The organism is Spartinivicinus marinus (assembly GCF_026309355.1).
GTDB lineage: Bacteria > Pseudomonadota > Gammaproteobacteria > Pseudomonadales > Zooshikellaceae > Spartinivicinus > Spartinivicinus marinus.
Genome location: NZ_JAPJZK010000001.1, coordinates 6151762 through 6175278, shown reverse-complemented (window position 1 = coordinate 6175278; position 23517 = coordinate 6151762). Strand labels below are relative to the sequence as shown.

The window sequence follows — 23517 nt, the reverse complement described above, 5'->3', positions numbered from 1 at the left end:
GAGGTGAGATATGAAAGAGGTTGATCTGACATCGCCTACCTTGAGAATGGAGGCTGTAACAACGAAGCCTAGTTCACTGCCACCCCAGGTGGTAGCGAGTACCAAGGAAGTGAGTGAAACAAGGAAGGCTGCAAATGTGAGGCAGGATGTAAGCCCCAGCCATGCTGAACGTGCTGTTAATGTTAATACGGGTGATGCAAAGGCGTTGCAATCATCACAACAGCAAAAGCGGCAGCAAGTTGAACTGGCAGTTACCAAGCTGAATGAGTTTGTTCAGGCTCAGCAGCGAGACCTTCGTTTTGATATGGATTCTGCTTCTGGCAGGACTGTGATCACGGTAGTCGATAGAAAATCAGAAGAGGTCGTCAGGCAAATACCTGATGAGTTGGCATTAAAGTTGGCGCAAAGCTTGAATGTTGAAGATGATATTCACTTGTTGAATATACAAGCTTGAAGCATTCATAGCTGATAAAGGCATTCTGCAAAGTGTCTGCAGTAAGTAGCTTGCTTATAGGCTTATTACAAATAGCTTGATAAGAAGGGTAAAGTTTTGCCGCTAATTGCCGCTTTAATGAGTATGCTTAGTAAGTTCCTTCTGATAGAACGTGGGTTTAAATAGGTAGCAGCCATGGCAGGTATTTCATCCATCGGTATAGGATCGGGGGTATTAACCAGTGACTTGATTGATAAGCTGGTTGCTGTTGAAAAAGAGCCCGCTGATAAGCGTTTGACCAGCCGGGAAAACACCCTGAATACTCAACTATCAGAGTTTGGACGAGTGCAAAGTGCACTGGTTGATTTGCGCCTGGCCTCACGTTCACTAGACTCTATGGCCGATGTACTTGCTGTTAAGGCCTCGACTACATCCTCAGCATTTTCAGCAACAGCTTCTTCTGATGCGCCCTTGGGGCAGTTTTCAATAGAAGTCACTCAACTAGCTCAAGCCCACTCACTTGCTTCTAGTGTTTTCACCAATAAAACTGATACCGTTGGCACGGGTACCCTCAGTATTACCGTGGGCACTACCACAAAAAATATTACTATCAATAGCAGTAATAACACTTTAGAAGGTATTCGGGATGCAGTAAATGCAGAGACAGGGCTGGATGTTTCGGCCAGTGTGTTGGATACCGGTTCAGGCTTTCAGTTGGTATTTAATGCGACTAAAACCGGGCTAGCGAATGACATTACCATTAATGTCACCGATGACGACAGCAACAATACCGATATCAATGGCTTGTCTCAGCTGGTGTTTAATGGCACCACCAATAATTTAACCGAAACTGTCCAAGCCAAGGATGCCAATTTAAAAGTGAATGGCATCAGCATCACCCGCTCATCCAATACCGTATCCGATGCGATTGAAGGGGTGACATTAAACCTGACTGGCACCAATACAGGTGCTGCTTCCAGCTTATCAATTACCCGCGATGAAGCGACTATCGTTGATCGGGTTCAGGAATTTGTCGACAAGTTCAACGCTTATCAATCCCTGGTCAACGAATTGACGGCGTTTAACCCTGATACCCTGGAAGCCGGGGTGCTAATTGGTGACTCCACTTTACGAAGTATTACTGCTCAAACCCGAGAAATTCTCAGTGGGGTGGTGAAAGGTTTAGAAACTGCGAGTATTCGAAGCCTGGCGGATATTGGTATCAGCACTCAAGTGTCTGCTTCCGCAGGCTCAAATGATGGTGGAACCTTAATTTTTGATAGTGTTAAATTTAAAACAAAATTAGCAGAGTCACCTGATGATGTGGTTGGTCTGTTTGCTAGCCAAGGTCGTACCTCTGATAATCAGGTGAAATTCTTATCCAATACCGATGCCACCAAAAAAGGCACTTACGCTATTAATATTACGACGGCGGCTACGCAAGGAAATTTAAATGGCGCGGTAGCATTGGGTGGTTCAACGACCATTGATGGCAATAACGATACCCTTAAAATCAAAATTGATGGCACGGAAACCGCTGAGTTAACCCTTGCCCCAGGCAGTTATTCGCCAACGCAGTTAGCGGCGGAAATTCAAAGTAAAATTAATGCCGATAATAATTTAATTAATGCAGGTAAAACGGTTTCAGTCTCGGTGGATGGCTCTAATCAGTTGGTGATTTCCTCTAATACTTTTGGTACTACATCGACCGTTGAAATTACCCAAGTTGATACCAATACTGCGGCCCAGCTGGGACTATCAGTGAGCACTGGCACGGCAGGGGTGAATGTAGCCGGTACGATTAATGGTAAAGCCGCTACGGGTTCTGGCAAAGTGCTAACAGCGGCAGTGGGAGATGATTCGGAAGGCATTCGTTTGGAAGTCAGTGGTACCACCACTGGTGCCCGGGGCACAATCACGTTTATTTCCGGTGTGGCAGATCAATTAATTGATAAAGTAACTTCATTTTTAGCCTCAGACGGTGCCGTGACCACCAAAACCAATTCATTAACAGAAAGTTTGGATGATATTGCCGGTGAAAGGGTCAAACTAGATGAGCGGGTTAATGCCTTTAGAAAACAGCTGGAAACCCAGTTTACCGCAGCGGATATTCAAATTGCTAAGCTTAAAAATACCCAAGACTTTATCAAATCCCAATTGGATGCGTTAGTGGCAAGTAGTAAGAGTGATTGATAACGAGAGAATGAGGTGATCGATGAATGCGTATAATCAACTGAAGCAATATCAGGCAGTGAATCGGGAGACGGGCATTATCGATGCAGACCCACATAAACTGATTCAATTATTAATTGATGGAGCCTTAGAGCGTTTGTTGATCGCCAAAGGTCATATTGAACGCAAGGAAATTGAAGAAAAAAACCGCTTTATTAATAAAGCGATTGAGATTATCGGTGGGCTAAGAAGCTTTCTAGATAAAGAGCAAGGTGGTGACGTCGCTGAAAGCCTATTTAGCCTTTATGAGTACATGGAATTTCGCTTATTTGAAGCGAATGCTTCTAATAGCCCGGAGCTGGTCGAAGAAGTAATTAAATTATTAAGGGAAGTGAAAACTGGTTGGGATGGTATTCGTGAGCAAGTGGCTCAGCCAACGGCTGTCGGCTAATCACAGACAAAGCAATACGATTATTATGCATAACATGTAAGCTATTGCGGTTGATCGATAAGCATTTTTTGTTTGCTTATAGATAAATATAGGTAACACTCACAAACTGTATTTAATGATGAAAAATAATCACTCGATATCTGTTGTGTTACAACTCAGTCAATTACATGACCAGTTACAGGCTATTGTTAAGCAACAATCCTGGGAACAGTTTGAGGTGTTTGATCAGCAATGCCGGGCGCTTTTATCTCAGCTGCAGAATAAGGCTCATCAACCGATTGAAGTGATTACTGTGCTTCACCAGCTGTATGATGGCTATCAACAAGCAATTAGTCAGTATGAGCAATATAAACAACAATTAGCTAGCCAGTTACAACGGTGTCAACAAGGTATTGCGGGAGTGACTGCTTACCGTCAAATTCAAAATTAACCTGTCGTTAGCTTTTCATCGCTGCCTTTCAATCTGTTTAAATCTATTTTCTTTATTTTTATTGATAAGCTTTTTAGTCCTAGCGATGACTTTTAGCTCGTGCAAACCTGCCTGGTTGTTATGCTGGCAATCAGCAGGGCACTGTCAAGAATTAGCCTCAATAACATTATTGTAATATGTCAATTAGATGAAGGTTGCTAGCACAAAGCCGTTAAATCGATTATAAATGTGAATCATGTCACTTTAGCGGGAATGCCTGTCATAAATTTGACCAATCTCACATTTCTGACTTTACTGAGGTAAGCATCGCTTGGTCATCCGACGATGATATTACCAAGTGGTCTTTCAAGAGAGTTTGGTATTTTCTGCAATAATAAAGCTGTTGCAAAAGGTAATGATCACAGCCGTTTTGCACCAGCCTCTAATAATGAAAGTCGAGCGGAAGTGGGTATGTGGCGAGAAATCAAAGTCTTGCTAATTGATGATAATGCTAATCGTCGGCACGAAATGAAGGTCATCCTGGAATTTTTAGGGGAAGACTTTATTGCTTTGGATTCCAGTCATTGGTTACAGGCATTAAAAGAACAGGACGTTAACCCTGAAGGTATCGCCGGATTATTATTGGGTGATTGCCATAGCCCTTTGGAGTCGATGATTGCTGATATCCAAAAATGGTATGGTGGTATTGCCGTATTATTGATTGGCGAGCAATTGGTACCCGAAGCTTGTGACCCTGACTTGAAACGGCAAATTATCGCGTCAATTGATTACCCTCCTAGCTATAACAAACTATTAGATAGCCTGCATCGTTCTCAGGTTTTTCACGAGCAATATCAGCTTAGTCGTCATCATGGTCGTAGTCAGCAGCGTGAAATTCAGTTGTTCCGCAGTTTAGTCGGCACTAGCCGTAAGGTACAACAGGTACGGGAAATGATGGCTCAGGTGGCTGATAAAGATGTCAGTGTATTGATAACTGGAGAGTCTGGAACAGGTAAAGAGGTTGTTGCACGAAACCTGCATTATAACTCTCATCGTCGTAATGGCCCTTTTGTACCCGTTAACTGTGGTGCCATCCCAGGTGAATTACTAGAAAGTGAATTATTTGGTCATGAAAAGGGTGCATTTACTGGGGCAATTTCCACCCGGATTGGACGGTTTGAACTGGCACAGGGGGGAACGCTGTTTCTCGATGAAATTGGGGATATGCCCCTGCATATGCAAGTGAAAATACTACGGGTACTGCAGGAAAAATATTTTGAGCGTGTGGGGGGCAATAAAACCATTACCACGGATGTGCGTATTATTGCAGCCACTCATAAAAATCTTGAAGACATGATTCAGGATGGTGGGTTTCGAGAAGACTTATATTATCGATTAAATGTTTTTCCCATTGATATGCCACCCCTTCGAGAGCGTGTGGAAGATATACCGCTGTTGTTGAATGAGTTAATTGCTCGGCTGGAAAACGAAAAGCGCGGTTCAATCCGGTTTAATTCTGCCGCCATTATGTCACTGTGTCGTCATGAATGGCACGGTAATGTGCGAGAATTAGCCAATTTGGTCGAGCGCTTAGCCATCATGCATCCCTATGGTGTTATTGGCGTACAGGAGTTACCCAAAAAATACCGGCATATTGATGAGCATGACGAAAATACTAAAGATGTGGTAGAAATGTTTCCCCAACAGATCGAAACCGTGGGGTTAGTTGGCCTGGATACCCCGGCTTTATTACCTGTGAATGGGTTGGACTTAAAAGACTACCTCACTAACCTGGAAAAAAGCCTTATTAAACAAGCCCTGGATGATAGCAATGGGGTTGTTGCCCGGGCTGCTGAGCGGCTACATATTCGCCGGACCACCTTAGTGGAAAAGATGCGAAAATATGGTTTGCAACGCCGTGAGTCTATGTCAGGGAATTGACTTCAATTTATTTTGGTTAGCTAACCAGTTGATTTAATAAGTAAAAAATATTGGGCATTGATATTGCACACACCGGTTAAGTCCAATGAATTGGCACCACTGAGTGTCTTCAGGGAGCTTACCGATGTCGAATTATATAAAAACGCTCACGGCGGAGCCCACGTCTACCGCTAAAAGCCAAGCAGAATTACCTGATGTAACTACTGAGGAAATGATTCAGCTGCGGCCTGATAGTAACGTAACCGTGCCTTATTCCACACTATTTAGTTCAGCACTTAAATGGGAAAGTCAATCGCTTGAGAGTCAAGTGAATTGTTTAGCTCAACAGTTAGCTGCAACTAAAACCCAATATCAACAAGAAATTGCAGCAAAAGCACAGTTATCTCAGCGGCTAAAAAGTTTACTGCATATTTTGCCTGCAGGTGTCGTGGTCATTGATGCTCAGGGAATAGTCGTAGAGTGTAACCAAACGGCAGTTGATTTATTAGGTGAGCCACTATTGGGAGAGCTATGGCGGAATATTATAACACGCTGTTTTGCCCCTCGTGATGATGATGGCCACGAAATATCGCTAAAAGACGGGCGTCGAGTGAGTATTGCGACTCGCTCACTAGAGTCTGAACCAGGTCAAATCATCCTGTTAAACGATTTAACTGAAACACGACGTTTGCAGCAAGCATTGAGTCATCATCAACGGCTATCAGCCTTGGGTAAAATGGTGGCGTCATTAGCTCATCAAATTCGCACGCCACTTTCCGCAGCTATGTTATATGCGGGGCACTTAATGAAAGGATCGCTGCCGCCGACCCAACAAGTGAAATTTGCTGAAAAGCTCATGGCTAGGTTAAGCCACCTGGATCGACAGGTAAGAGACATGCTGGTGTTTGCCCGTGGGGAACTGCCCATGGCAAATCAGTTGTCAGTTAAAGCATTTTTTACCAGCTTGCAGCAAGCGGTAGAAGGGGTAGCGGTTTTTCAACGGGTGAAGATTGAATGGCAGTGTCCTGCAAATAAAGATACGTCTAATCAAGAGGCGGTTTATCAGCAGGCAATTTTGCAGTGTAATCAGGATGCGTTGGTTGGGGCTTGTTTAAATTTAATGGCTAATGCAGTTGAAGCGGCTAGTCAACAGGCTGTTTGGTTGCGGGTAACGGCCAGGGTAACCCGTAGTCGATTACTTATCACCATTAAAGATAACGGGCCTGGTATGAGTCAAGCGCAAATAAAGCAAGCGAAAGAACCTTTTTTCACGACTAAAGCTCAGGGAACAGGGTTAGGTATCGCTGTGGTACAAGCTGTGGTACGTGCCCACCAAGGAGATTTTCACTTGCACTCGATACCGGATCAGGGCACTTGCGCTCAGATCAGTATTCCCTTATCAAATCAGCCGATAGCCGCCAATGTATCTGAAAAAATAGTAAATATTTAGCGAAAAATATTGGCAAAGGAATAATGGAGGTAGTAAGTATAATGAGTCAATACACCGTATTAGTTGTAGAAGATGACTTGGCTTTGCAGGAAGCTATTTGTGATACCTTGTCATTAGCTGGCTATTCATGTCGAGCGGCCCCTCATGGTAAAGAAGCGATTCAGCAACTGAGTCAACAGCGAGTAGATATGGTGGTAACCGATGTCAATATGCCAGAAATGAATGGTCACGATCTACTGTTGTATATTAAACAGCACTACCCGCAAATTCCGGTGTTATTAGCTACGGCTTATGGCAGCATTAATCAAGCCGTGCAAGCAATGAAGATGGGGGCTATTGATTATCTGGTAAAGCCATTTGCGCCAGAGGCGTTATTGGATATTGTTGGCAGGGTCATTACTGGCTGCTCTAATATCAAAGAAGCCGATAGCCCTGTAGCAGTAGCAGAAACCAGTCGACAGTTGTTGGCTTTAGCAAAGCGGGTAGCTGCTTCAGATTCTACTGTATTAATTTCAGGGGAAAGTGGCTCTGGTAAAGAAGTATTAGCCCGCTATATCCATCAACAATCAGCGAGGGTTAAACAACCTTTTATTGCAATTAATTGTGCTGCAATCCCTGAAAATATGCTGGAAGCCACTTTATTTGGCCATGAAAAAGGGGCGTTTACGGGTGCCTATCAAAGTATGCCAGGTAAATTTGAGCAAGCAGAGGGCGGCACATTATTGCTGGATGAAATTTCAGAAATGGCTTTGGGGCTGCAAGCTAAGTTATTACGGGTATTACAAGAAAGAGAAGTTGAGCGAGTCGGGGGCCGAAAAACGATTTCGCTAGATGTTCGAGTGCTAGCAACCACAAATAGAGACATGTTGGAGCAAGTGAAAGCGGGTAGTTTTCGTGAAGATTTATACTACCGGCTGTGTGTATTTCCACTGCAGTTGTTGCCATTACGGGAGCGACCAGCAGATATTGTGCCGATTGCCGAGCGATTATTTAGCCAGCATTGTCAAAAAATGCAGCGGGTGCCCGTGCACTTAGATGCATCAGCTAAACAACAATTGTTGCATTATCACTGGCCTGGCAATGTCAGGGAGCTGGATAATGCCATACAACGGGCATTAATTTTACAACCGGGCGATATCATTTATGCCAGTGACTTATGTGTTGACCTATCACCAGAGCAGCTGATGAGTGATATTCAGGTTAACTCACCTGTCTTTCATACAACTGTTCCCGTCGCCACTATGGTTGATTCGCCGCCATCAGAGATGTCGCTGTCAGAGTGTAGTCATCAGGCTCAGTTATGTGATGGCGTTCGACAACGAGAATTTCAGTTAATTATTGATGCGTTACGACAAGAGCAAGGTAAACGCAAAGAAGCAGCAGTGAAACTAGGCATTAGCCCGCGTACCTTACGTTATAAACTAGCGAAAATGCGGGAAGCTGGGATTAATGTGGAAGCTGCGATCGGGGGTTAGTCGATTTCATCATTCCTTTAAATATTGGTAAGCTTAGATGGTTTTATTTATTTGTTTAGAACCTTATGAGCGACTCAACTGATTTGTTACCTTCATGTGCGGAACATAAAATAACTGGCATTATTTTGGCCGGTGGCCAGGCAAGCCGAATGGGCTACCAGGACAAAGGCTTAATTGAATTAGCGGGTAAACCGCTGGTTAGTTGGGTTAAGCAGGCAATGGAGGGGGTGGCTACGGATGTCTACATTAGTTGCAATCGTCACTTCAATCAGTATCAGCAAATTACCAGGCAATTAGTAAAAGATGCTGAGCCAAACCAATATGAAGGCCCGTTAGCGGGTATTTTAGCAACGGCAAAACAAGTCGATACCCCTTGGTTATTGTGTGTACCCACTGACACCCCATTAATCACCGCAAGCTTGTTGGTCACTTGGATCAATGAAGTTAACTTAACTGCTAACCCAACCAGTTACTTACAAACGGAAAAGCAAGGACATTTTCTCCACTGCTTAGTTAAAAGGGCAGATGCATTGCGTATTGAACAGCAGTTACAACAAGGTAATCGCAAAGTGTTTGATTGGCTAACTGGTATAGAAGCTAAACCTTGGCAAGTACCCGCTTTATTTCATTCACAACTGATGAATATCAATACTCCCCAAGAACTGACAGCTGCTGGTGAATTGCTGAAAAAAAATACTTCAATTAGTGTTAAATAAAGAATGGTTATGAGCAGTTTATCCGTACTAGTGGTTGAAGATCAGCAAAATATTGGTTGCGCAGCTAGTTACAGCATATCAAAGTTATATTACGAACGGCTTGTTTAGATAACAACTGATATTATGATTTTTGTCAGTGATTATTATTGGGTATGCGGCAGGACTGGTGGGTGCTGAAAGAGTTCAATTACTCCATAGTCTATCTTGGAGGCAATTGGTCGTGGGAGGGGGGCTTTTTTATTACCTGGTACTGATTGGTTTAACCGAAGAAATTTTATTCCGAGGGTTGCCATTTTTTAACAATAATCATCATCCAGGCTTAATTATATTAATGAGCAGTGTGCTGTTTGCATTGTATCATTTTCATAATGGTTTACATACCTTGCCTTATTATTTCGCGTTAGGGGTGTTGTTGGCTGTATTGCGCTATTTTTCAGTATCTATATTGGCACTGGCGATAGGACATGGCCTATTTGATTTTATGGTTATCCTGGTTTGGCCCAGTACAGGCTTTCGATTTGGTGTGGCTGTTTTTTATGTGGTTTCGCCCATTGTGGTATTGGGTATTGCGGCGTTGGCCGGTTGGATGCTAAAGCAGCTGGATACCTGATGAGTCTTTTATGGTGCTTGCTTTTCATTAGCGGTATTTACTGACGGAAGTTAGATGAAATACCTTCCGTAAAATTGCATTTATACCTTCTATTAAGAGTTAAGCCATCTATACTTAACTATAAGCATTCTTTCGAAGTCAAAAAGCCAGTTGATGTTTAAGTATGTATACCCTCAGTTTTTCTCAGAAAGCTTACCTATTTCAAATCAAGTATTTTCAGAACAGTGTTGTAATGGCTAAGTGTTGGGCTTGCGTAGTATGTTGAATAATATTAGTAATTACAGCCTACTTAAAGCTTTTTTTGATAAGTATGCTTTTGTTCGCATCATTGCTATTACGCTTGTTTCCATCATTTTTATTCCAATGTTTCAGCAGGCCCTATTGTTAGATGATTTTCCTGCTTTTAGCTTAAAAAAATCAAGTAGTTATAGCAATAATCCATTAAGCAACCCGGTTTATACTGAGCAATTTGCCTCATCGGGTATTACACCCGAAGTGCATAGTGTATCAGTCGTTTTTACAGGTAATAACAATATGCATGCTTTTTGGTATGGAGGTGAGCGTGAGGGTGCTAAAGATGTAGCTATTTATACTGCACAACTCGACGTTAAGCGTAATCAGTGGCATAGCGAGAAATTGCTATTTAACCGGGCGAATCTAAGTAGTCAATTAAATATTTATCTAAAAAAACTAGGTAATGTGGTTTCGATTCGAGACAATGAAGGAAAAATATGGTTATTTTTCGTTAGTGTATCTATAGGTGGTTGGGCTGTTAGCAGTATTAACTTTGTTGTTTCCGATGATGATGCTCGCAGCTGGTCGAAACCCAGGCGGTTAATCACTTCCCCAATGTTTAATTTAAGTACGCTGGTTAAAGGCGAGCCTTTTTTATATGAGAACGGCAGTATAGGGCTGCCTGTCTATCATGAAATGATAGGTAAGTTTGGCGAACTGTTACGCTTAAGCCCAACTGGTGATGTATTGGATAAAGCGCGTCTTAGTTATGGACGAAGTGGCTTACAACCTATTTTATTGTCCTTTGACAGCAGTACGGCTAGCGTTTATTTACGGAATGGTACCGATGCCGCTGATAGCACATTATTAGAAACCAAAACAATCGACTCAGGAAAAAGCTGGCAAAAACCATATGTTACTGATTTGCCCAACCCTAATGCAGCTGTATCAGGAATGACGATTGACTCAGGTGGATCATTATTAGTTATTAATAACTTGCATGATAAAAGAAATAATTTATCTTTGTTTTATAAAGCCAAAAACTCACAACGATGGCGGCTAGTACATCAATTTGAGCATAAAAAAAATACCGATGATAACGAGTATGAGTATTCTTACCCAACAATAAAGCAATCTCATGATGGTAACTTTCATGTACTATACACTTGGAATAAAACCCATATCAAGCATATCCGTTTTAACCAAGCCTGGCTTAAGGACAGAATAAAAAAATGACAGCGATCGCTTTTTATTCGATAGTGCTTTTGCTGATGGCTATTAGTATAAAACTATTTAAACGCTGGTTGTCTACAAATAGCTTGATTAGTCTGACTGTTTTTATAGTACTTATCTCGTTTGTTCAAATCAGCCAATTGAATGTAAGTGCTTATATATTTTCTGTTACTAGCTATTTGAGTATATCAACGCTCTTATTACTAACAGCTTATGTGTTTGTTAATTATGTTGAATCATTCTATCCAACAGTCAATCTATTTTGGCGTAATTCTCGGCAATGGTTACCGGTATATGTTTTTTTTGTAGTAAATGGAATCATTTTATACCCAATGGCAAATGGATTGACGATGTTAGACCCTTACCGGTGGGGGTTCGCTAACTCACCTGATGCCATTTACTATTTATTATACTTGATGGCATCTATGCTTGTCTGTGTTGTATACAACTGGTATTTGCTATTTGCTTTACTGCTAAGCGCTGTATTGTGTTTTAAAATGAAAATCATGGTGTCATTAAATCTATGGGATTATCTCATGGATCCCTTTATTGTTTTTTATTCAGCCACAAAATTAATTTATTTTTATCTAATGCAAAGGTTTTCTAGGAACGGCCATCGATTTGTGAAGTTCCAACAGCATATAAATAAAAGGTAATTATAAATGTTATCAATCACTGAAAAAATAATTTTATCATTGGTGCTAATCTTGGTGCTAGTGGGTATGGGCTTATCTCATTATGATGAGTTACTATTTCGCCACTCCTATGTTGTAGAGGATGGCCTTATCGAGTGGCTTACCGTACTTGGATTATTGTTATGCGCAGGTATATGTATATACCGTATTTCTATATTATGGCGGCAAAAAGCCCCCCTATTTTTAGTCACGCTATCTATTCTGATGTGTGCTTTTATTTTTGGGGCTGGAGAAGAGATTTCATGGGGGCAGCGTATTTTTAATGTGGAAAGTAATGCCTTTTTTAAGCAGTATAATGCACAAGGTGAAATTAATATACACAACCTTCGTGTCAATGGTGTAAAAATAAATAAAATCATTTTCGCTAAAGGTATAGCGTTGCTGTTTATTATTTACTTGGCTGTATTAACACCGCTCTATATTAAGAAAGCAGAAGTACGCTCTTTTTTAGATAAATTTGCATTTCCCCTTCCCCAAAACTATCAAATAATTGCCTACATAGCAGTGTTGCTCATTGTGGAAGGGCTAATCAGCTCCTCTAAACGTGGTGAAATGACAGAGTTTGCGATAAGTTTTATTGTCTTCTTAAATTTAATGTATCCAAGGAATAAGGAGGCATTTATCACTAGTCAGTTTGCAATTGATGAAAATACTACCTAATAATTAGTTACCGGAATTTAGACGGTATTTTAAGGCACCGCTAATAAATATAAAAATTACTTACCGACCGGAAAACCTTACCTCTGCTCAAATGCCAATTCATTTACGGGCACCGCTAAAAGTGCCCTTACTACTATAATGGTTGATCATTACTCAAACTTATAAGCTGCTGTGTAAACAGGGGATTATAGGTATTTCTCCTTATCAATGTGACCTGTTTTTGAATGGTTATGCAACATTGTCTGCTTTATAATTGAGCAGTCAATACCATTTATATTTTTAAAAGTATAGTCAAAGAGAATGGTTTTTAGAGAAGGCCGCCAAGTGACGAAGTCTCATGAGCCTATAAATAATAGGTGATTGGGGAGAGGAATGAAGGCAACAAACTCTAAGAATCATTCACGAAGAGTATAAATATGGATACCAATAACGAAACCCCCCGTATCAAACCCAGTAATGAGTTAGTCAACCCAGTTGATGGCATAGTGAACTGGTCATTTTCTAAATCAGTATGGTTAACTGCCCATGGGCTTATTGCACTGATCGGTGGACTATTCACCTTATCCTTGGAAGCCATTCTGGTTTTTTTTACAACCACAGCAATTACCTTATGTTTAGGTCATTCCCTGGGAATGCATCGGCGGCTTATCCATAACAGTTACGAATGTCCCAAATGGTTGGAGTATTTTTTTGTCCATTTAGGGACCTTAGTAGGAATGGCGGGGCCATTAGGGATGGTATATAGCCATGACTTACGAGACTGGGCACAACGACAACCCAATTGCCATGATTATTTACGCCATGGCCAAGGTTTTTTAAAAGATGGTTGGTGGCAACTGCATTGTGATATTCACTTAACCCATCCCCCTGAATTTCAACCCGAGCCTGCCCTTGCTAACGATAAAGTCTATCAATGGATGGAACGTACCTGGATGTGGCAACAACTACCTTGGGCCATTTTATTTTTCTGTATTGGCGGACTACCTTGGGTAATCTGGGGGATTAGTGCCCGCATCGTGGTATCCGTAACCGGCCATTGGTTAATTGGTTATTTTGCCCATAATCAAGGAGGCCGAGATTGGCATCTAAAAGGCGCTGCTGTTCAGGGACACAACGTAAAATTCGCTGGGTTAATAACCATGGGCGAATCCTGGCACAACAACCACCATGCCTATCCAGGTTCTGCCATCTTAGGTATTTATAAAGGCCAAACCGATCCCGGTTGGTGGGTATTAAATCGCTTAATGAATATTGGCTTAGTTTGGAATGTAAAACTACCTGAAGACATGCCTTATCGCCCTGAATTAAATGCCATCAGTGAGAAAGGGTTACAAGCTGATTTGGTGAAATCGCCTAAACCTTGTGCGTTGATGAGCCGGTTGAGTTTGGGGTGAGGAATATGTGAGACATAAGTAGTAGGATATTTTTCCGCCGCACTTGAAGGGCCTTCCATGGCCCATCAAGCACTAATAAGGCATCCATGCCTTAGCTACAAAAGATCCCACTACTTTATACCGCAGGTTTACGTCAGATCGAAACGATGAACATGGTTAATAATCACAATGTTTCTAGTTGGATATGGTAGTGAATAATTTGGTTTGAGTAATGAATTATATTCGAGAAAAATTGACAGCTGATGATTGCTTGAAAGTTTATCCAATAAATACTGTTTTTTCTGATGATTCTACATTAGAGGGTCTTTCTTATATGTCGAATATGGAAGAAAGGCATAAAGTAGAAGAAATGGTTATCGACTGTGTCAGCGAGCTTGGGTATACGATGAAGTTTGGTGAGAATAATTAACGAACCCTGAAATTAAATAATTTTTAATTTCCTTTTTGTGGTATTGTTTGATTATTTTTTGAAGCGAGTTCACGTGTTGTTAATGCTAATTTCTAGAAGGTGAGTTTTTCTTGAAGCCATAAACACAGCTCCAATACACCAATGACTAACAGCTTGTGTGCCTCTGATAAATTCGACTGCTCTCAATTGGATGAAAGCAGCGTACTAGAGTGGATGTCATATTGGGTAGTCGTTATTAGCGGTATAATATGTGGGATTTTTACTATTTAAGCTTTTTACCACTGTAATTGAATTCATAGCTTTACTTGAGCTTACTCCAAACCTCAACGATTTATATAAATAATAGTTTATGCCACCTGCTATTCATATTATCAATTTTATATTATTAGAAACTACGCCAACTGAGCTAGGGTAATAGTAGTTAGTGTCCCATTAAAAGCCAGTCTATTATCTATAGTGATGGTTATAAAAGAAAGCAATCTATTCAGCTTATAACACAACGACTTTGATGGGCTGATAGGTATTTATCCCTATAGTTTTGCTTTATTTTTGAATGGCTGTACAAAGTAGTTTGATTTATAATCAGTCACAATTGAGAATTGTTTATATTGGCTATTCACTTCCTAGCTAAAGCACGGAGATAATATGACGTTTATTAACGAACTAATTCCTGAAGAGGAAAAAGCAAAAATAGACTTTCAGCAGTTCACTTCTATTGATGTAAGGAATATTGATAGTGAATTTCTGGATACTTGGACAGTAAATAAAGAATTTAATGCATATTTAATTTATTTGACAGGGTCAGCACCTAACGGGCCAGATTATTTTGGCCTCTATTATAATGATAATTACTTTCAATTTAGTGCTTTTTCTGATATTAAAATAAGCTCCGATGAGAAAAAAATTAACTGGAAGTTACAAGGAATGAGAGTACCTGTAGAGCTTTTGCATAAAAAAAATAATGATAATTTAGCTGACTTGAAAAAATCTATAGAGAGCTTAATTCAATCAGCACTAAAAGCTTATGGGTATCTTTATAAACTAGATAAAGATGAATCGGTAACCGTAGAAGGTGAACTTGCGATAATTGGCCCAATGCGTATTAGCCCAAGAAAATAAATAGCATTTATAAATATCCTGTCTGATAAATTTAAACTCGTTATCCACAAATTTAAGTAGTATTGGGGTGGACTGTGACCATTAGTGCAAATGATGCCAAGAAATTATTAAATGGATTAAATAATCCTACTAAAGAAGATGTATTAAATATACTCAATCAGGTAAGTTATAATTCTCCTGGTCAGGCTGAGAATAATGTTATTACATTTTTCTTTTCAGGTAACGTTGGTAACTTAAGCAATTCTGAAGATTTTACTAGAAGTGCTCAGTCGATTTTAAATGAGATGTATGGACATGCAACTGACTCTGCTAGAGCAAGAATGAATTACTCTGGCTCTTCAGAAATATTTGATGTTGCAAATAGTCCAGTGTTTCAAAACAAATTAATTGAAGCTTTTGGTGGTGATAAAGAGGCTGCCATTAACTTTATGAATGGCATACCAGATAATAATGGCATTAGAAGTAATGGTTACTTTGACACTTTATCTGAAAATCTGGCAAAACATGCTTATGGAGATGTAGTCTCTATCACACCAACTGCTAATGAGTCTTACAGTGTGTGGAATCGCTCTGAATTACCTGCATTACTTGATAATCCTAATGTTACATCGATAAATGGTGTAAACCGTGAAGTTTTATTAGCTCAGTATAATTCTGGTGGTAGAACACTTGATGCACTAATGTCTATTTCTAGCCAGGTTAATGCTGCATCTTTTGGTAATGTACTTAGTTCAGGTATGCGATGGTATAGGCCTGATGGTTACATAGAAGGGTTTGATCCTGGTAACTTTTTATCAAGCCTAGGCATAGATAGCGAAACCGCTGAGTTTATACCAAGTGGACAAGGTGAATTGCTTTCTAATGCCATAGGGAAAAATATTGCTGAAAACCCAGAGTTGCTCTCACACTTGAGAGAGGGATATAACTCATTAAAAGAAACTGCAGCTAATATAGCAGACTCTTCAATAGGCCGATTTTTGACCAAGTCATTACCATTCCTGGGCCTCTTCTTTGCGTCTATTGATGCCCATGCCGCCTATAAACAAGGTGACACAGGTGGAGCCATACGTACTCTGGCTAAAGCAGGAGTTGAAGAGTTTGGCAGCTTGGGGATGGAGCTTGTTGTTGGTACTGTCGTAGCTGCTGGGCTTGCCGCTGCATCAGCTCCAGCTTCTGTAGTCGCTGTTGCCGGTATTACCACCGCATTGATTGCAGGATATGCAGGTAGTGAACTAGCTAACAAAACATTTGATGAAGCATTAGATGCGTTGTCTAATAATTCAAGTGCTTTAAATCTACCTCAGATAGATATTACTCAGTCTTTTACACTTTCTTTTGACCAAGCGTCTAAAACATTAGCTGGTGGTCAAAAACGTCCTAATGGAAAGCTTGCTTCTGAGTCAACGCTCAAACCAGAAACAACAGAAAATGGAAGCGATTCAGTTGAAGAAAAGTCTGAGCCAGAAGTGTCTGAGTCAAATGGAGCTGGAAGCCGACTTACTCTTCCAACTGATGGAGAATCAACCTCAAGTAAAGATGGAGAGAGTATTATAGAGCATGATAATGGCACAATTGATATAAAATTACCTGATGGACAGATATATAGGAACAAAAAAGCCAAAGATTACAAAGAACATTCTGACGGTAGAGTTGAATTTACAGACTTGAAGGGCAATAAAAATATCTTTTACCCAAAAGAAAAGAAAAGGGAAATTTACCAGGAAGGTGGTTCTAAAACGACAATATATAACGATGGTACAACTGAGATAATAACTGCTAATGGAATTAAAGGTGTTTATTATCCAAATAACAGAAAAGAGTTTTACCTTAAAGATGGTAGTGTAGTTATTATTGAGCCGGATGGTCAAACGTCTAAAGTTAATCATGATGGGGCTAAAACCAGCAATGTAGATATCACATCATCCAAAGAGGGTATTTCTATCAATGGAAATACGTTTAAGTTACCGCCTAATATAAGAAGAGATGGCCCTAATAGCTTTACAGGTGGAACGCCAATAAAACCAGGTGGCCACAGTACCGATTTAACAGGGAGTGCCTTACCCGAAAACACTCGTGTAAACCCCGATGGAAATAGCTTTACAGGAAGCACGCCTATTAAGCTGGGGGGTAAGAGTACTGATGTAACCGGCAGCCCTTTACCCGAAAATACCCGTGTGAACCCCGATGGAAACAGCTTTACTGGTAGTACACCGATTAAACCTGGTGGTAAGAGTACTGATGTAACTGGGAGTCCTTTACCTGAGAATACCCGTGTAAACCCTGATGGGAACAGCTTTACAGGTAGTATACCGATTAAACCAGGCGGGAAAAGTACTGATGTGACAGGAAGTCCTCTACCTGAAAATACCCGAGTAAACCCTGATGGGAACAGCTTTACAGGTAGTACACCGATTAAACCTGGTGGTAAAAGTACTGATTTAACGGGGAGCCCTTTACCCGAAAATACCCGTGTGAACCCCGATGGAAACAGCTTTACAGGTAGTACACCAATTAAACCAGGAGGCAAAAATACTGATGTAACTGGTGGGCCTTTACCTGAAGGCACCAAGGTTAATCCAGATGGAAATAGCTTTTCTGGGCCTGGTGATGATTTACTAAATGTTGACCCCAGTCCGTCTGGCGAAACCCAGGGGGAAACTAGTGAGCCTGCTGAAGCTCCGGTGAAAAAAGGCGGTGAGGGTGGTAAAGCGGCTAAACCTGCGGGTAATGGAAGCCAAGGTTCAAATCAAATAATTCCAAAAGATCCTTTAGTGCTTGACTTGGATGGTGATGGGGTCGAGCTTTCTAGTCTAAATGAAAGTAATGCTTATTTTGATTTAAATGGTGATGGTTTTGCTACTCATACATCTTGGTTGAAAGGTGATGATGGGTTTTTAGCGCTTGATAGAAATTTAGATGGTTCGATAAATAATATTAGTGAATTATTTGGTAGCCCTGAACGTACTGGATATGAAGAACTAAAAGAACTAGACAGCAACAACGACCAACAAATTAACAAGTATGATAAGCAGTTTAATCAGTTAAAAATTTGGCAAGATAAAAATGGCGATGGTGTTAGTCAGCATAATGAGTTAAAGACACTTGATCAAATAGGAATAGCTAGCATTAGTTTGGAGTACGAAAATGTATCAGATCAAGTTAATGCAGATGCCCAAATTGCTCGTCAAGGTAAATTTCAATGGAAAAATGGCTCTGAAGGGTTAACCGCTGAAACATCAGGTATTGCAGCTGATGTACTTTTCGCTTCTAACCCAACATTTACTCGTTATACGGGTACTGTAGATTTAGACCCTGATGTGAGAACTGTGAGCAATATTAAGGGATATGGTCAAATGCCAGATCTACACATAGCCATGAGTTTAAATCCAGAGCTCAAGGATTATGTACTTAATATTTTTAGTTCTTCAGCAACTGATAAGCTAATGACTGAGTTTGAAACTCTCTTAGTGAAATGGGCGGGTGTAGAAAATATTCAGATTAGCGATATAGATCCTAATCATCGTCTTAATGTAAATCCTAATACAGGTCGAGTAGACTTTAGATTAGCAGGTGAAAATTTTACGTTGCCTCAATTAGGTTTAATCAAAGCTTACACGGGCATGGGTGAACTATTGCTAGGTGATGGCCAGTGGCGTGAAAATGGTGAAATTGTTACTACTGGTGGTTATTATCGCCAAGCGTATAATCAAATTGTTCGCAATTTATTAACTAAGGTGGCCGTAGCAAATGGATTATTGACAGATATAATGCCTGAATTGAGTTATAATCCTTCTAGTGATTTGCTTACCCTAAATACTAACATTGATGCTCAGCTATTTGACAGAGCCTTAGCAAATATGGGTGCATCTTTGGATAATTCAATTGCTATCAGTACTCAGTGGGTAATCATTACAGCATTACTAGAATTAGATCCATTATCAGTTGACTTATTAAAAGATCCAATTCAACAGCTAATACTATCATTTGAAAATAAAAACTCAGATAAGTTAGAATCTTTATTTAATAATCCAGTTTTTAAGTATCTTGAAGTAGACTTAAATATTGGGACTTCAGGTGCTGACTATCTTGAAGGTGGGATAGGAAAAAATAATATACTTGGATTTAGTGGGAATGACGAAATTCATGGTAATAGGGATAATGACCTGCTGATAGGTAATCAAGGAAATGATTATTTGTATGGAAAAGAAGGTAATGACAAGCTTTATGGTGGTAAGGGTCATGATAATCTCTTTGGTCAAGCCGGTAATGACAAGCTTGTTGGAGAGGAAGGTGATGATAAGCTTGATGGGGGCGAGGGTGATGACAGGCTATTCGGTGGAGAGGGTGATGATAGGCTAAATGGTGGCCAGGGTGATGACAGACTATATGGAGGAAAAGGTGATGACGTTATAAATACTGGAACTGGCAATGACTTTATTTCAGCAGGTGCAGGCGACGATATTTTAGGTGTTGGGAAATACGTAACAATTGAGTTTGGTGCTGGTGATGGAATAGACGAAATTGTTAATTTAGCTAATGGAACAGAGAAAAATATCACTATTAAAATAAAAGAAAATATTACGAGTGATAAGTTAAGGTTTCTTAAGTTTGGTAATGCATTAGTCATTGGATTTGTAGATAACTATCAGGATTTCTTTATTCTTGATCAGTATTTGAATGCAGATGAAAAAGTAAGCATTAAAATTGAGCTGCCTAATGGTGATAAAGTTTCAGAGTTTCCTGCCACTGGCTTTTTTATGGATGTGAATAAATACAAACAATCAAGGCAAATTAATTATTATATCCAAGGAGCAACCTCTGCATCGATTGGGTATCGCCTTAGAGGGACTGAATGGGCAAGTCGGATTGATGGATTTGGCATTCAGGGAACTAGGGAAAGTGATATTATTTTCGGGTCAGCAAAAAATGACCATATTAGTGATAAAGGATTACATGGTGGAGACGACTATGTCGATGCACGAGGCGGTGATGATATAATTGAAATAGCAGGAGGGAGTGCTGAAGTTCATGGTGGTGATGGTAATGACGATATCTTGATTAGTCGTGGCCAAGTCACAGGCGGACGTGGTGACGATAAAATAAAATTCAATGCTGCAACGGCCTTCTTCCGCAAAGGAGATGGAAAGGATGCGCTAACAATTGGTAATAATAGTCGATTACAGTTTGAATCACCTATTACTGCTGACGGTTTGAGTTTCTCAATGGATCAACAGGATTTAATCATCGACTTCCCTTGGGAAGGGGATCAAATTCGATTAACGGACTTTGTTATTCGTGAAGGTTTGCGGCTAGATAGAGTAGTTCTGGCGTTTTCTGATGGCAAGGAGGTTACAACAGAAGCCATTTATAATGAGCTTGGTAAAACAGTTGAAAAGCCCATTGCAAATCCAGATAGCTTTGTAACTAAAGAAGACAGTAGCTTTTTAATAGATCCACAAAAACTATTTGTAAATGATTTTATTGGTGAAAATTTAAGTCCACTGATTATTGAGTTTTTTGATGTAAAGAGTGGGTATATAGAAGAACGATGGGTAACAATAGGACAAATTCCCTGGGTATTTTATCCAGATGAAAATTTTGATGGTATTGCATCATTTAAATATCGGTTGTCAAACGGCTTTAAAGAAGCTGAAGGTGAGGTGACAATTACTGTTGAATCAGTGAACGATGCCCCTATCATCGAACGCCGATTAAACAATATCCGCTGGCAAGCCGGTGATGAATTTAGTTATCGCCTTCCTGCTAATAGCTTTTATGATCCTGATGCTGACGATACCTTAACCCTGGCGGCGACATTAGCTGATGGTGAAGCCTTACCTGATTGGTTGCAGTTTGATGCGGAACAACAACGGTTTATTGGTGAGCCGCCAGCAGATTTTTCAGGTGACTTAGCCATTAAGCTAACTGCTACAGATAATGCTGGAGAGTCAGTATCCCAATCGTTTACGTTAACCATTTTACCTGCTGAAGACACTAGTAGTACAACAGGTGAAGAAACGACACCTGAATTAAGTGATTTTGCCCAGGTCAAAACCGGCACTAATGATGATGAACAACTGTTGGGCAGTCAGGAAGCCGATTTAATTAAAGGCTTAGGTGGCAATGACCGTGTTTTTGCGTTCAATGGCGATGACTACTTGCAAGGTGGCGCTGGCGATGATCGCTTAAATGGCGGTAATGGTTCGGGTAAAACCAACGATGGTAACGATACCTTAGAAGGTGGAGCCGGTAATGATGTGTTGTATGGTGAAGCCGGCGATGATCACCTTGTAGGTGGTATCGGTGATGACCATTATTATTATGGGGTAAACGGTGGGGTTGATACCATAGACAACACCGGTGGTGGAAACGACTGGTTATTCTTTATTAATGGTATTACCCGTGAACAGTTAAGTTACCATCGTGAAGACGATGATTTAATTGTGCGGGTTGATGGTGATGAAAGCCAGCAAGTACGGGTTTTAAACCATTTTAAAGGCGGTGATTTTGCGATTAAATACATTCAGCCTTCAGGTGGTTATGCAATCCCCACATCCAGTATCGAGCGTGAATTAGCGGCACAGTCTGGTGCAGAAACTGAAACTGCTGAAAATACTGGTACCGATAACAATCAATCCACGACTACTGATAATAGTGAAAATACCACCGACAATACTTCAACCACGGAGTCAGGAACCAATAACAGTCAGGAAACCACTGGCGAGAATACAGGTTCAACAGATACGACACCGATTGATACCCAAGTGGATAGCTATGTTCATCTCGGTGGGCATGGTAATAATAGCTTCACTGGCACGAGTAACGCTGAGACTTTCTTGGGTGGTGCTGGCGATGATACCTATGTATTTAAGCTCGGTGGTGGTCAGGACACGATTATTGATACCCAAGGGAAAAACCGCTTGGTATTTGAAGGAATTCAGTTTAATCAGGTGGGTTCAAACTTATTTAAATCGGGTAATGATTTACAACTGAGTGTTACCGGTACCCAAGATAAAGTCATTATTAAAGACTTTTTTACTACGGCCAATATCGACACCATTGCCTTTAAAACAGGCGGCGAAATTAAAGCCAGTCAATTATTCGGTATTTTTGGTTTAACTATGCCTGCTGCCTCAGCAGAAAGTCAGCCAGACATATTGGGTGATAATACCGCTAATACGCTAACCGGTACGGATGCCGCTGAAATTATCAAAGGCTATGATGACAATGACACGCTCACCGGTGGCAAAGGCAACGATACGCTTATTGGTGGTCGTGGTAATGATCGCTATGTGTTTAAACAAGGTGATGGTGTAGATACCATTATTGGAGAGGGAGGAGGTACTGATACTATCCACTTTGAAGGGTTTAGTTATCGGGATATTGCCCAGAACCTGTTTAAAATGGGGAGTGATTTAGAACTGTCGAAGAAGGGCACCAGTGATAAGTTGATTGTTAAAGACTTTTTCTTGGGTGGTGATAATATCGTAGACAACATAACTTTTTCAGGAGGTGGGCAATTAGCAGGTGCGCAAATATTCCAAATATTTGGCATTACTAATCCTAACCCTGTTCAATCGCCTAATTATACCGGACTGCCTAATGAAACTGACTATGCGGTTGTATTTAAAGGGGATGGTAGTAGTCAGGCGATTACCGGATCAACAGGCGCTGATTGGTTAGAAGCTGGTGCAGGTAATGACGTACTAGCTGGTGGAATAGGCAACGATTTATTGCTGGGTGGGCAAGGGCATGATACTTATCAGTTTGCCGTCGGTGATGGGCAGGATACTATTAATAACCTCACTACTACACCAGATCAGGATACTGATGTACTTAGTCTGTCGGGCATTTCCACAGATAAATTATGGTTGACTCAGGAAGGTGATGATCTAAAAGTGGATGTACTTGGCTCTGCTGACCAAGTCACCGTCCAAAATTGGTTTGCTGATGAAGGCTACCAACTAGATACGATCGAAACTGACAATGCTGTGTTATCAGCTGAAAAAGTGGATACGTTGGTGCAAGCCATGGCGGCTTTTAATAACTATGAGACCACTGATGGAAATTTAACCCCAGAGGTTCAAACAGCGATTAATCCAGTATTAGCTGCTGCTTGGCAAAGTAAATAAACCTG

The 23517-nt window shown here is 40.6% G+C and carries 15 protein-coding genes; all 15 read left to right on the top strand.

What is annotated here, in order from left to right; genetic code table 11:
* Positions 1–10: 10 nt before the first annotated feature.
* Positions 11–454, top strand: coding sequence for a flagellar protein FlaG (locus OQE68_RS27175; protein WP_180566895.1), 444 nt, complete (start codon positions 11–13; stop codon positions 452–454).
* Between the two features lie 174 nt (positions 455–628).
* A complete protein-coding gene (fliD, locus tag OQE68_RS27170; RefSeq protein ID WP_180566896.1) occupies positions 629–2626 on the top strand; it encodes a flagellar filament capping protein FliD in 1998 nt (665 codons plus the stop codon).
* A 22-nt stretch (positions 2627–2648) separates the two neighbouring features.
* Positions 2649–3056 (top strand): flagellar export chaperone FliS, encoded by a 408-nt coding sequence (gene fliS, locus OQE68_RS27165; protein WP_180566897.1) that lies wholly within the window; start codon positions 2649–2651, stop codon positions 3054–3056.
* Positions 3057–3171: 115 nt separating this feature from the next.
* Positions 3172–3486 (top strand): hypothetical protein, encoded by a 315-nt coding sequence (locus OQE68_RS27160; RefSeq protein WP_180566898.1) that lies wholly within the window; start codon positions 3172–3174, stop codon positions 3484–3486.
* Positions 3487–3936: 450 nt separating this feature from the next.
* On the top strand, positions 3937–5406 hold the full coding sequence (locus OQE68_RS27155) for a sigma-54 dependent transcriptional regulator (RefSeq protein ID WP_180566954.1): 1470 nt from the start codon (positions 3937–3939) through the stop codon (positions 5404–5406).
* A gap of 124 nt (positions 5407–5530) precedes the next feature.
* Positions 5531–6835 carry a sensor histidine kinase gene (locus OQE68_RS27150; protein ID WP_180566899.1) on the top strand — a complete coding sequence of 435 codons (1305 nt, stop codon included), beginning with the start codon at positions 5531–5533 and terminating at the stop codon, positions 6833–6835.
* Positions 6836–6876: 41 nt separating this feature from the next.
* Positions 6877–8310 (top strand): sigma-54-dependent transcriptional regulator, encoded by a 1434-nt coding sequence (locus OQE68_RS27145; RefSeq protein WP_180566900.1) that lies wholly within the window; start codon positions 6877–6879, stop codon positions 8308–8310.
* A gap of 65 nt (positions 8311–8375) precedes the next feature.
* The gene (mobA, locus tag OQE68_RS27140; protein ID WP_180566901.1) at positions 8376–9026 is read left to right on the top strand and encodes a molybdenum cofactor guanylyltransferase; all 651 of its coding nucleotides are present in this window, start codon (positions 8376–8378) and stop codon (positions 9024–9026) included.
* A 136-nt stretch (positions 9027–9162) separates the two neighbouring features.
* Positions 9163–9636: a CPBP family intramembrane glutamic endopeptidase gene (locus tag OQE68_RS27135; protein ID WP_180566902.1), complete on the top strand. Its 474-nt coding sequence runs from the start codon at positions 9163–9165 to the stop codon at positions 9634–9636.
* Positions 9637–9894: 258 nt separating this feature from the next.
* Positions 9895–11106, top strand: coding sequence for a sialidase family protein (locus OQE68_RS27130; protein ID WP_180566903.1), 1212 nt, complete (start codon positions 9895–9897; stop codon positions 11104–11106).
* A gap of 659 nt (positions 11107–11765) precedes the next feature.
* Positions 11766–12458 carry a hypothetical protein gene (locus tag OQE68_RS27125; protein ID WP_180566904.1) on the top strand — a complete coding sequence of 231 codons (693 nt, stop codon included), beginning with the start codon at positions 11766–11768 and terminating at the stop codon, positions 12456–12458.
* A 416-nt stretch (positions 12459–12874) separates the two neighbouring features.
* The gene (locus tag OQE68_RS27120; protein WP_180566905.1) at positions 12875–13852 is read left to right on the top strand and encodes an acyl-CoA desaturase; all 978 of its coding nucleotides are present in this window, start codon (positions 12875–12877) and stop codon (positions 13850–13852) included.
* Positions 13853–14063: 211 nt separating this feature from the next.
* Positions 14064–14261 (top strand): hypothetical protein, encoded by a 198-nt coding sequence (locus tag OQE68_RS27115; protein WP_180566906.1) that lies wholly within the window; start codon positions 14064–14066, stop codon positions 14259–14261.
* 645 nt (positions 14262–14906) lie between these two features.
* Positions 14907–15380: a hypothetical protein gene (locus tag OQE68_RS27110; RefSeq protein ID WP_180566907.1), complete on the top strand. Its 474-nt coding sequence runs from the start codon at positions 14907–14909 to the stop codon at positions 15378–15380.
* 74 nt (positions 15381–15454) lie between these two features.
* On the top strand, positions 15455–23512 hold the full coding sequence (locus OQE68_RS31045; RefSeq protein ID WP_180566908.1) for an SPM autocatalytic domain-containing protein: 8058 nt from the start codon (positions 15455–15457) through the stop codon (positions 23510–23512).
* Positions 23513–23517 lie beyond the last annotated feature (5 nt).